Source organism: Pseudomonas nicosulfuronedens (assembly GCF_005877905.1).
GTDB lineage: Bacteria > Pseudomonadota > Gammaproteobacteria > Pseudomonadales > Pseudomonadaceae > Pseudomonas > Pseudomonas nicosulfuronedens.
On the sequence record NZ_SWDV01000008.1, the window covers coordinates 160,193 to 171,105 of the forward strand.

The window sequence follows — 10,913 nt, forward strand, 5'->3', positions numbered from 1 at the left end:
GTTCCCGCGCGGGGCGCGGGAACCATGAATCCGGTCGTCAGGAAGTTGGATCAGGATGGGCTGTTATTTAACAGCTTTTGCAACTTCGTCTTGAATGCTGGTCATGATAGTGCCCAGGTCGCCACCGATAATACTGGCTCCCGCGATAACAACCACCGAGATCAGTCCCGCAATCACTGCATATTCGATCGCTGTTGCACCTTCCTTGTCGGCTGCGAATGCCTTGGCTATGCAGATCAGTTTCAGGGACAGGTTTTTTATTTTCAGGTCCATGGCGGGTGCTCCCTCGAATACCACCGGGGCGGCGCCCCGACTTCATCGTCAGGCTAGGCGTCGTATGGCTGAATGCAATTGTTCAAATAGCGCTAATACCAAAGTTATAGTCATCTCGGCATATAAATAATTGCAGGTCGGAAATTTAACCTGTGCGGTTGACGCTCTAAACACAGCTACTAGATTCAGCCTTGTAGCCAGCAGAGTCTGGTTATGAGGAATGATTATTATCGAACTTTCCCGTCTGGCCGAAACAACAATAAAGGTCTGAAGGAATAGCATCGGCGGTACCGGTGCTGGAACTTCTTACGACAAGGCCGTGGACCTTCGGGTCCGCATCCCCGACTTCACCCAAGGAAGTGGTCATGAATAGCAAGGTGCTGATGGTATTCGCCGGGCTGTTGTTGGTGTGCGCAGGTGTCGTGGGGTACCTGGGGCTTCAGGTTGGCAAGCCGGCCGCGCCGGTAGCCGGTGTCGTGCAGGAGGTGGCGCCGGCGGCGCTGGCCGAGGCGGACAAGCTGCAACGCACCGCCGTGGTGGTGGCTGCCCGTGACCTGCCGGCCCTGGCGGTGATTGGCAAGGAAGACCTCACCGTGGAGATGCTGCGTACCGCGCCTGCGGGCAGCGTTCCCAAGCCTGAAGCCTTGATCGGCCAGCGCGTCTGGGTCGCCGTTCCGGCGGGCAGTATCCTCACCTCCGCCGTCACCGAGCCGGGCGGGCCATTGGCCCGCACCATCCGCCCGGATGAGCGCGCCATGGCCATTGCCGTGGACGAGGTCATCGGCGGCGGCGGCTTCGTACTTCCCGGCGACTATGTCGATGTCATGCTCTTCGTCCAGGATCAGCAGAGCACCGAGCGCAGCCTCAGCGCCCAGGTCGTTTTGCCGGGTGTGCGGGTGCTGACCTACGGCGAACAGATCGCCGTCTCCACCGATGGCCAGGCACGCAACGCCGGCGACCCCAAAGACAAGACGCCCAAGCCGCCGCGCACCGCCGTGCTGGCAGTGCCCGCCGAAGCCGCTTCGCGCCTGATGCTCGCCAGCCAGGCCGGTTCGCTGCGGCTGGCCGTGCGCAGCAAGGACGAGAACCTCTACGAGAAGGAGCAGCAGGGCCGTTATATCCAGGCCTCGCTCGGCGGCGCCTCCAGCCAGCCGATCACCCTCGAGCAACTGATCGGCAAGCCGCGCCAGGCTCCAGCCGTACGCCAGGTTTCCGCACCGCAAGTAGACGCTGGCGTAGTGGTCTACCGCGGCACCACTGTTACCCGTGAAGCACATTGAGCAAGGAGTGCATCGATGTCCAAGCGCTTCATCCTTCCCCTGGTCGCCTTGCTGGCCTGTGCCGTCCACTCTGCGGCGCAGGCCGTACCGAGCGCGTGCGCGGGCTTCGCTGACCAGCAACTGAATCTCGACGTCGAGCAGGGCGCCCAGCGCGACCAGCAGCTTCCGGTGCCGATCAAGCGTCTGGCCATTGGTGATCCGAACATCGCCGACGTGCAGGTGCTGGACAAGCGTGACTTCCTCGTCACCGGCAAGGCCGAGGGCCTGACCAGCCTGCTGATCTGGACCAGTTGCAGCGATCAGCCGATGCGTACTGTGGTGCGGGTTGGCGCGCGGGCGGTGGGCGACGTGGCGGGGGCCACGGGCGTCGGCGCCGGCAGCCTTCCCAACCAGGTGCAGACGGATATCCGCTTCGTCGAGGTCAGCCGCAGCAAGCTCAAACAGGCCAGCACTTCGCTGATTCGCCAGGGCTCCAACACCTTCGTCCTTGGCTCGCCAGGCAGCCTGGGCGGCCTGGAAGTCTCTCCACGAGGTGTGCTGGATGGCGGCACCTTCGGCTCCACTGACGGCTTCAACATCATCTGGGGCGGCGGCAGCAGCAAGTGGCTGGGGTTTATCAACGCCCTGGAAGGCAGCGGCTTCGCCTACACCCTGGCGCGCCCCAGCCTGGTGGCTACCAGCGGGCAGAGCGCTTCGTTCCTGGCCGGTGGCGAGTTTCCGATCCCTGTCCCCAATGGCGACAACGACACCATCACCATCGAGTACAAGGAGTTTGGCGTACGCCTGACCCTGACCCCGACGGTGATGAACGACAAGCGCATCGCGCTGAAGGTGGCGCCGGAAGTCAGCGAACTGGACTTCTCCAGCGGCATCCGCACCAACAACATCGCCGTACCGGCGCTGACCGTGCGACGCACTGACACCAGCGTGATGCTGGCCGACGGTGAGAGCTTCGTGATCAGCGGGCTGATCAGCAGCAGTACCATCAGCAATGTCGACAAGTTCCCCTTCCTGGGCAGCATCCCGGTGATCGGTGCGCTGTTCCGTTCCTCCAACCTGGACAAGGACGACCGCGAACTGCTGATGATCGTCACCCCGCACCTGGTCCAGCCGCTGGCGGCCAATGCCGCGCTGCCGAAGCTTCCCGGTGAGGGACTGCGTGACTACGACCCGGGATTCGGCGAGTTCTATTTCCTTGAGGACGGCCGCTTCGACAAGCGTAAGGCCAGCAGCGGGATGTCGCACTGATGGATACCTACGAAGCGTTGACCCGCCAGAGAGCGGGAGGCAAGGCTAAGCAAGGGAGCACGGGCATGAGTCAGACTTTCGTGGCGCTGGTCCAGCATCCTGGTGAGCAGGAGTGGCTGCAGAGCAGCCTGGCCGGCTGCGGGCAGGTGGTGCTGGCCAACAGCGGGACGCTGGAAGAACTGCTGTCGCTGCTGGACGTCACCGGTGCGACGGTCCTGTTCACCAGCCTGAACAAGGCCAACCTGGTCTCCCAGGGCTCGCTCATCGAGGGGCTGGTTTCTGCGCGGCCGCTGCTCTCGGTCGTCGCCGTCGGCGATGGTCTGGACAACCAGTTGGTGCTGGCGGCCATGCGAGCCGGCGCACGGGACTTCGTCACTTACGGCGCCCGCGCCAGCGAACTGAGCGGGCTGGTCCGCCGTCTCGGCGGGCGCCTGCCCACGGTGCCTGTGAGCGCTACCCAGCAGGGCGAATTGATCAGCCTGATCAGTGCCCGACCTGATGCCGACGGCGCCTTCGTCGCACTGCACCTGGCCCTGGCCCTGCAACGCCAGCCGGATCATCGCGTGCTGCTGGTGGACATCGGTCAACCCACCGGTGAGGCGCTGGCGATCCTCGGCATGGAGCCGTCGTTCACCTTCGCCGATGCGTTGCGCAACCTGCGTCGCCTGGACCAGACCCTGATCGACAGTGCCTTCGCCCGTCACGAGTCCGGCCTGCGTGTGCTCAGCCTGTCAGATGAGCCCGGCGTGCTGGAGCGCATCACCACTGCCGAGCTGTACCTGCTGCTGGGCAACCTGCGCAGCGCCTTCAGCCATATCCTGATCAACCTTACAGGCGTTGCCGAAGGCGAACTCAGCGGCCAGTTGCTGATGCAGGCCAACCGCGTGCTGTGGCTGGTGGACCAGAGTGTGCCGTCGTGCAAGAAAGGACTGGAACGTCTGCGCCGCCTGCGCGAGCGCACCCCCTCGCTGCCGCGCATCGAGTTGCTGATCGAGCGTTACTGGGCCTCGGTGCCACCAGATGCCCCGGCGCTGGGCAAGATGTTCGGCCTGGAACTCTTCGGCGTGCTGCCGGCCTCGCCCGAAGCCCGCCTGCGTGCCAAGAACGTCGGCCAGAGCCTGTTCGACCTGGCCCCGCGTGACCCGTTGACGGTGAAGCTACGCGACCTGGCCGAGGCACTGGGCGCGGGCGTGGCCGAGAAGCGCGGGCTGTTCAGCTGGATCGGTCGGGCGAAGGCCGCACGCTCATGAGCCAGCACTACGGCGGCGGTCACGGCCGTCACGACCAGGACCTGCAGACGCTGAAGATGCGCCTGCACCGCTACATCATCGATGAGATCGACGAAGACGGCATGAACCTGCTGGAGGGCGCGCGGCCGGCGGTGGCGCAGTACGTCTCCGAGAAGGTCTGCGAATACGCCTCGCGCCGCCAACTGGCGATCTCTCGCTACGAATTGGACCGCCTCGCCGAAGAGGTGGTGGACGAACTCACAGGCTTCGGCCCGCTGGAAATCCTCCTGCGCGATCCGGGCATCTCGGAAATCCTGGTCAACGGCCCGGACCGGGTGTTCATCGAGCACGAAGGCCGGCTGTACCAGAGCGACCTGCGCTTCATCGACGACCACCATGTACAGCGGGTGATCCAGCGCATCCTTGCGCCCCTGGGCCGGCGCCTGGACGAGTCCAGCCCGATGGTGGACGCGCGCCTGCCCGACGGCAGCCGGGTCAACGCGATCATCCCGCCAGTGGCACTGGACGGGCCGTGCCTGTCGATTCGCAAGTTCAGCAAGGAACTGCTCAAGAGCGCCGACCTGCTGGCCTACCAGAGTGTCGACGAAGCCATGCTGGCTTTTCTCCGCCAGGCAGTGGCGAGCCGCTGCAACATCCTCATCAGTGGCGGCACCGGTACCGGCAAGACCACGCTGCTCAACGTCATGAGCAGCTTCATCGACGAGCGCGAGCGCATCGTCACCATCGAGGACACCGCCGAACTGCAACTGGGCCATGATCACGTGGTGCGGCTGGAGACCCGTCCGCCGAACGCCGAAGGCTTCGGTGAGGTGACCGCTCGCGACCTGATCCGCAACGCTCTGCGGATGCGCCCGGACCGCATCATCCTCGGCGAGATCCGCGGCGTCGAAGTGCTCGACGTGCTGCAGGCGATGAACACCGGTCACGATGGCTCGATGAGCACCGTGCACGCCAACTCGGCGATGGATTCGCTGTTACGCCTGGAGATGCTGGTGGGGCTTACCGGCCAGCGTGTGCCGGAGCAGACCCTGCGGCAGATGCTCTGCTCGGCGCTGGATATCATCGTGCAGATCACCCGCCTGTCCAACGGGCGCCGCTGCGTCAGCGAGATCCTCGAGGTGCTGGAAGTGCGCGACGGCGTCTACGTCACCAACTCGCTGTTCAGCCTCGACCGACGCGGTACCGGGCAGTTCGTCCGTACGGCTCAGCCAAACGGGCTGAAATTCCACCAGGTGCTGATGTGAGCGGCGCCCTCTGGCTGGTCGCGGCCAGCTTGGCGCTGGCGGTTCTGGGCGCGCTGCTGGCGGGCTTGAGCTGGCGCGCTCGGCACCATGAACTGGTGATGCGCCGCCTGAGTGGGGAGGGCGTGGTCGCCGGTGGCAGCCGTGTCCGCAGCAGCCACTGGCTGGCGAGACGCATGCGCCGCGCGGGGATCACGGAGATGGGGCGCTGGTTGCTGGGAGCGGCAGCAGTCTCCGTCGTGCTGGGGCTTTTCGGGCAGCGCCTGGCCGGGCCGTTTGGCGCGCTCTGTGGCGTCGGCTTGGGCGTGCTGGGCTTCCATGGCCTGGTTAACCTGCTGTACCGGCGACGCCTGCAGAAGATGATCCGGCAGATGCCCAATTTCCTCGACCAGGTGGTTCGCAGCCTGCACTCCGGCCGCACCCTGGGCGATGCCATCACCCAGGCGGTGAACGCGGCCGACGATCCGCTGCGGGAAATCTTCTCGTTGGTGAACAACCATGTGCTGCTGGGCATCAGCCTGCCCGAGGCCTTGCAGGAAGTGGCGGAACTGTACGACGTGGAGGAGCTTCACGTGCTCTCCCTGGGGGTGGCGGTGAACCACCGTTACGGCGGCAATACCACCGACCTGCTGGAGAACATCATCAAGGTCATCCACGAGCGGGAGAAATTGGGTCGACAATTGCGCGCCATGACTGGCGAGACCCGCATGAGTGCCCTGGTGCTGGCGCTGCTGCCGGTGAGCCTGGGCGCCTACATCCTGTTCAGCAATCCGGGCTACCTGATGAACATGTGGCACGACCATGGCGGCCGCATGATGCTGCTGACATCCCTGGGATTGCAGGTGCTGGGGTGCTACACGCTCTGGCGCATGCTTAAGAGTGTCTGAGGAGGCCGGCATGCCCCTGATGTACGGATTGATGATGGTCATCCTGGCCCTTGCGGCGACCCTCCTGTGGCTTTCCCAGAGCCGCTCTGCCAGTCGCGAGCAGCGTCTGATCCAGCAGCGCCTGGGGGGCGATCCGCTGCCGCGCGGAGCCGGCCAGCGCGTGGCGCAGGCGTTCGACCGGATGAGCGACAGTGGCCTGGGCAAGCGCCTGCAGCTGCGCGACGAAGAAGTCCGGTTACTGCTCAACCAGGCCGGCTGGTCCGGTAGTACGCCGCGCCGTATTTACCTGATGTCGATCTTCCTGGTGCCTCTGCTGTTCGTGGCCATCGTGCTGGTGATCCTCGCCACGCCGGGGCACGCCCATACCTCTCCGCTGTTGCCTCTGTCCTTCGCCGCCGGCATCGGCTTCCTGCTGCCCAAGCGGGTCCTTGCCTATTTCGCCGGCCAGCGCCGGCAGCGCCTGTCGGACGAAGTGATCCTATTCATCCAGCTGATCCGCATCCTCTTCGATTCCGGCCTCACCGTGGAGCAGAGCCTTCGTGTGGTCTGCCGGGAAGGGCGGAGCATCGTGCCGGTACTGGTGGAGGAACTCGATGGCGTGCTGGTCCACGCCGAAAGCGGCCTGGACCTGGCTGACGAGCTGGAGCTCCTGAGCAAGCGTCTGGCGGTCGGCGAACTGACGGACTGCTGCAATGTGCTGCGCCAGATGGTGCGCCAGGGCGGCAGCGCACGAGGCTCGCTGCTGACGCTCAAGCAACTGTTCGAGGACCGGCGCCTGACCGGCCTGCAGGAAAAGGTCAGCAAGATGTCGGCGAAGATGAGCCTGGTGATGATGACGCTGTTGTTCCCGGCGTTGCTGATCATCCTCGCCGGGCCCGGCTTCCTCGCCATTACCAAGGCCATGGGGAGAATGGGATGAGAAACGCCTGCTGGATCGGCTTGCTGGGCCTGACGCTGGGTGGCTGCGCCAACTTCGACACCCTGGGTGGCGGCCCGAGCGTCGGGCAGAACTGCGATGAAAAGCTCGGCCAGTCGGTGGAGCTGCAGCTCAACCTGGCCCGCGAAATGCTCGACAACGGCCGTGCTCACGCAGCGCTGGCCAATCTGGAAACCTTGCCGCCGAACTCGCTGGAAGTGCGCGAAAGCAAGGCGCTGGCGCTGCGCCGCATTGGCGATCCCAAGGCGCGGATCGTCTATGAAGGTCTGCTCGGTACCTGCAAGGCAGCCGACGCGCACCACGGCCTTGGGCAGATCGCCATGCGCGGTGGCAACACCGTGGAAGCCGAGCGCGAGTTGCGTGAAGCGGCACGCCTGCAGCCGACCGACAGCTCACTGCGCAACGACCTGGGCTACGTCCTGTTGCGGCGTGGTGAGATGGAGAAGGCACGTTTCGAGTTCATCACCGCCATGGAGCTGAACGAGCACGACAAATTGCCGGCCACCAACCTGCTCAGTGTCATGTTCATCCAGGGCGAGACCAGTGAGGCCAGCCGGTTGATCCAGAGCGTCGGGCTGTCTGCCGACCAGGTTCGCGCGGCCCAGGACCAGGCGAAGGACCTTCGCCCGATAAGCCCTGCCAGCCCGGCCAGTCAGCCGGCGGTGCAGGTCGAAAGCGTGAGCTACGTGAACGATCCGGTGGACGAAGCGCACCCGGCGCTGGTCGAGTCGACACCGGCGGTAGCGCGCGACGCCAAGCTGCTGGTCAAGGCCCGCTGACATGGGCAGGGAGGGAAGCATGAAGACATGGATTCTGGCCGGCGCATTGCTGGCGACGCCGATGCTGGCCCAGGCGGTGGAGAACACTCGCCCTGAAGCTGGTACCACCGCTCGTGACCAGCAGGAAGTGCTGACCTGGCTGGACTTGCAGAGCAGCGGCAAGGCCGCCTCGCCACACCGGCAGAGCGCCACTCCGGCCGAGCGTGACCGCGCCTACCAGCGCTACCTGAAGAGCTATACCCGCGAGATTCCCGAGTATCTGCTCGACGACAACAGCTTCAGCACCGACAACAAGTAGTCCTTCGGGAGGCTGCCATGGGACGTGAGCGGCAGCGAGGTGCCATCGGCATCATGGCGGCAGTCACGCTGTTGATGGCGTTGATCTGTCTGGCCCTGGTGATCGATACCGGGCGCTTGTACTACGAGCAGCGCAAGTTGCAGCGCGTGGCGGATGTGGCTGCGCTGGAGGCGGCGACTCAGAGCGGCATGTGCGGATCGCAGGAGGCGACAGAGATCCAGGGATATGTGCAGGCCAGCGCCACAAAGAACGGTTTCGTGGCGGAGGCGGGAGATTCGCTCACCGGGACCCTGGGGACTGTCGGTTTCGACGCCACCTTCGGTTCGGCCGAGTCGCGCAGGGTGTTCTCTGCTGGTGGCGAGATGGCCGACGCTGTGCAGGTCCTGGCAGTCAATCGGGTGCCATCGAGCCTGGTGCTCAATGTCGCCAGTATCTTCAGTGGCATGCCGGCGCAGACTGACCTGACCGCCCGCGCGGTGGCAAGGCGCACAGCGTTGGCGGGACTATCGGCGGGAACTGGGTTAGCCAGTCTGGACGATCAGCAGTCGATCCTGCTCAACAACCTGTTGAACAACCTGCTGGGTAGCCATCTGTCGCTCAAGGCTGTTGGCTACCAAGGGCTGGCCAACGCGCAAGTCAGTCTGCTGGGACTGTCCGATCAGCTGCGGGCGTTGGGAGTCAATTTGGAGGCCGGCTCGGTGGATTCGCTGTTGGGCGCGCAGGCTGATCTGGCTCAATTGCTCAACGCCACGGTGAACGCCATCGACCCAACACAAGTCGCGAATCTGGACACCTCCCTGCTTCACCAGCAACTGCTGGGCGCGGGAGTCAAGGCGGCGACCGTCACTCTGGGCAGCGTGTTGTCAGTGGTGGCACCCGACTCGGTGCGCGATCAGGCGCTGCAAGGAACAGTCAGCGTCCTGGACCTGATCACCGCCCTGGCCTTTGTCGCCAACCGACAACATGCGGTTGAGGTCAATACCGGCATCAACCTGGGCGGCCTGGCCTCGGCGAAAGTCAAACTGTGGATCGTCGAGCCGCCGCAGATTGCCTTCGGTTATCCGGGGAAGAACAGCAACGGTAAATGGCGCACTGAGGTGCGAACGGCGGCTGTGCGTACGAGCGTGGAGGCCAGCACCGGGTTGCCGGGTGTTCTCACGGTTGATCTCGGCCTTGCGGTCAATGTCGCGCAGGGGACGGCGGCCCTGGACACGATCCAGTGCGGAGGAGTGGGCCAGCCGGTGAAAGTCGAGGTGTATGCGCTGCCGGGCATCGCTTCGCTGCAATTGGGGACCTACGCCGACCCGTCCAATCCCGTTGTCTCGCCCATCCAGGTCGAGGTGCTCAGTGGGCTGGTCGAGTTGAACGTATCAGCGAACACCGTGGTGGGTGGAGCAACTGGGACGACGCTGAAGTATGACGTCGCCAGTCCAGCCGATTTGCCCAGCCAGGACAAGACAGCCTCCAGCGCGCTCGGGGCTTCGTTGGACAACGCTTTGGGCACGCTGGCATCGTCGATCAAGGTCGAGCCGAAGATTCTTGGCCTCGATCCGCTGGGCTTGATCGGGGCGACGCTCTCCGGTCTCGTCAGCGGACTGCTGACATTACTCAAGCCTGCGGTTTCCGCGCTGGGGCACGTCGTGCTCGACCCGCTTCTGCAATTGCTCGGGGTCAGTCTGGGAACCATTGATGTGCGCCTGATCGACCTCCAGACCGGTGGTGCCGAGTTGCTGATCTGAAGGTCGTCGGCGATCGCGCCAGCGTCAGTGCACTGCGCTGCTCTGTGCGGCGGAGGGGGAGATGGCGAGAGCGAGTTGCGTACGGTTGTGCATATGCATCAGCCGCAGCACCTGGGAAACGTACAGCTTCACGGTGTTCTCGGTGATCCCCAGGTCGTAGGCGATCTGGTAGTTGGTAAGCCCCTTGCTGACCAGGCGCGCTACCGCCTGCTGGCGCGGCGAGAGCTTGTTGAACAGCGGGTTGTTCACCACCGGCGTCATCTGCTCGGCATTGCTCGGCGCGGAACTCGCAGCGGGCTCGGGCTGTTCCTGCTTGAGCGCGCTGCTGTTGGCCGGCTGGCCGCCACCATGGACCTCGTACTTGATCTTGTGGATATCGCGCGAAATCGAGTTGAGCGATTCGGCGAGGTACTCCAGGCGCTGGTTCACATGGCTCAGGCTGAGCTGGCTGCGGATGCGCTCGTGCAGGCGGGCCTCCAGGCGCTCCAGGCCCTTGAGCAGGTCCATGGGCGCCACCGGTTTCTGGTAGTAATCGGCAACACCCACGCGCATGGCCTCGATCACTTCCTGGCTGCCTTGCTGGCCAGTGAGGATGATGGTCTCGAAGAATCGTGTCGAACCGGCCAATTCCTTGAGGGCCTCGACCACGCGGATGCCATTGTCACGACCCAGGCCCAGGTCGCAGATCACCAGGCCGATCGAGGCATCATCGCGAAACTTCTGCAAGGCGCTGTCCTTGCTGTCGCTGACCGCGCAGCGGTAGCCACTGTTCTCCAGCAACTCGGAGAGCTCGGTAGTGACCTGAGGCTCGTCATCAATGACCAGCACGCTGAAACGGCGATTGGCCGTTTTATCCATGACTGCACGCTCCTTGAAAGAGTACTTCCATTATTTTTATCGTCCGTCCGTTCTTCTTCAGGTAGTTGCCGACCAGCTCGCGAATCTCGCGGTCGTCGTCGACGATCAGTACGTGATCGACAT

The 10,913-nt window shown here is 64.2% G+C and carries 11 protein-coding genes and 1 pseudogene; 9 read left to right on the forward strand and 3 right to left on the reverse strand.

Going from position 1 to position 10,913, the window contains the following annotated elements; all coding sequences use genetic code 11:
• Nucleotides 1–63: 63 nt before the first annotated feature.
• Nucleotides 64–261: a Flp family type IVb pilin gene (locus FAS41_RS09070; protein WP_138521419.1), complete on the reverse strand. Its 198-nt coding sequence runs from the start codon at nucleotides 259–261 to the stop codon at nucleotides 64–66.
• A gap of 377 nt (nucleotides 262–638) precedes the next feature.
• Between FAS41_RS09070 and cpaB the strand changes: the two genes are divergently transcribed.
• The 9 genes from cpaB (at nucleotide 639) to FAS41_RS09115 (ending at nucleotide 9,932) form a co-directional block, all read left to right on the forward strand.
• Entirely contained in the window at nucleotides 639–1,553 is a 915-nt protein-coding gene (gene cpaB, locus FAS41_RS09075) for a Flp pilus assembly protein CpaB (RefSeq protein ID WP_138521391.1), read from the forward strand.
• A 15-nt stretch (nucleotides 1,554–1,568) separates the two neighbouring features.
• A complete protein-coding gene (locus FAS41_RS09080) occupies nucleotides 1,569–2,801 on the forward strand; it encodes a type II and III secretion system protein family protein (protein ID WP_138521393.1) in 1,233 nt (410 codons plus the stop codon).
• Between the two features lie 65 nt (nucleotides 2,802–2,866).
• Nucleotides 2,867–4,051: a type 4b pilus Flp biogenesis protein TadZ gene (gene tadZ, locus FAS41_RS09085; protein ID WP_138521395.1), complete on the forward strand. Its 1,185-nt coding sequence runs from the start codon at nucleotides 2,867–2,869 to the stop codon at nucleotides 4,049–4,051.
• Nucleotides 4,048–5,295 carry a type 4b pilus Flp biogenesis ATPase TadA gene (gene tadA / locus FAS41_RS09090; RefSeq protein ID WP_138521397.1) on the forward strand — a complete coding sequence of 416 codons (1,248 nt, stop codon included), beginning with the start codon at nucleotides 4,048–4,050 and terminating at the stop codon, nucleotides 5,293–5,295. Before tadZ ends, tadA begins: the two co-directional genes overlap by 4 nt.
• Nucleotides 5,292–6,179: a type II secretion system F family protein gene (locus FAS41_RS09095; RefSeq protein WP_246084845.1), complete on the forward strand. Its 888-nt coding sequence runs from the start codon at nucleotides 5,292–5,294 to the stop codon at nucleotides 6,177–6,179. Before tadA ends, FAS41_RS09095 begins: the two co-directional genes overlap by 4 nt.
• A 10-nt stretch (nucleotides 6,180–6,189) precedes the next feature.
• Nucleotides 6,190–7,098 carry a type II secretion system F family protein gene (locus FAS41_RS09100; protein ID WP_138521399.1) on the forward strand — a complete coding sequence of 303 codons (909 nt, stop codon included), beginning with the start codon at nucleotides 6,190–6,192 and terminating at the stop codon, nucleotides 7,096–7,098.
• A complete protein-coding gene (locus FAS41_RS09105; RefSeq protein WP_138521401.1) occupies nucleotides 7,095–7,895 on the forward strand; it encodes a tetratricopeptide repeat protein in 801 nt (266 codons plus the stop codon). The genes FAS41_RS09100 and FAS41_RS09105 overlap by 4 nt, the downstream gene beginning before the upstream one ends.
• Nucleotides 7,896–7,914: 19 nt before the next feature.
• The gene (locus FAS41_RS09110; protein WP_138521403.1) at nucleotides 7,915–8,193 is read left to right on the forward strand and encodes a DUF3613 domain-containing protein; all 279 of its coding nucleotides are present in this window, start codon (nucleotides 7,915–7,917) and stop codon (nucleotides 8,191–8,193) included.
• A gap of 17 nt (nucleotides 8,194–8,210) precedes the next feature.
• Nucleotides 8,211–9,932 (forward strand): pilus assembly protein TadG-related protein, encoded by a 1,722-nt coding sequence (locus FAS41_RS09115; protein ID WP_138521405.1) that lies wholly within the window; start codon nucleotides 8,211–8,213, stop codon nucleotides 9,930–9,932.
• A 24-nt stretch (nucleotides 9,933–9,956) separates the two neighbouring features.
• Here FAS41_RS09115 and FAS41_RS09120 read toward each other — a convergent pair whose 3' ends face one another.
• Both FAS41_RS09120 and FAS41_RS09125 read right to left on the reverse strand, forming a co-directional pair.
• The gene (locus tag FAS41_RS09120; RefSeq protein WP_138521407.1) at nucleotides 9,957–10,790 is read right to left on the reverse strand and encodes a response regulator transcription factor; all 834 of its coding nucleotides are present in this window, start codon (nucleotides 10,788–10,790) and stop codon (nucleotides 9,957–9,959) included.
• Nucleotides 10,791–10,836: 46 nt separating this feature from the next.
• Nucleotides 10,837–10,913, reverse strand: a pseudogene (locus FAS41_RS09125) (DNA-binding response regulator); the annotation flags it as partial.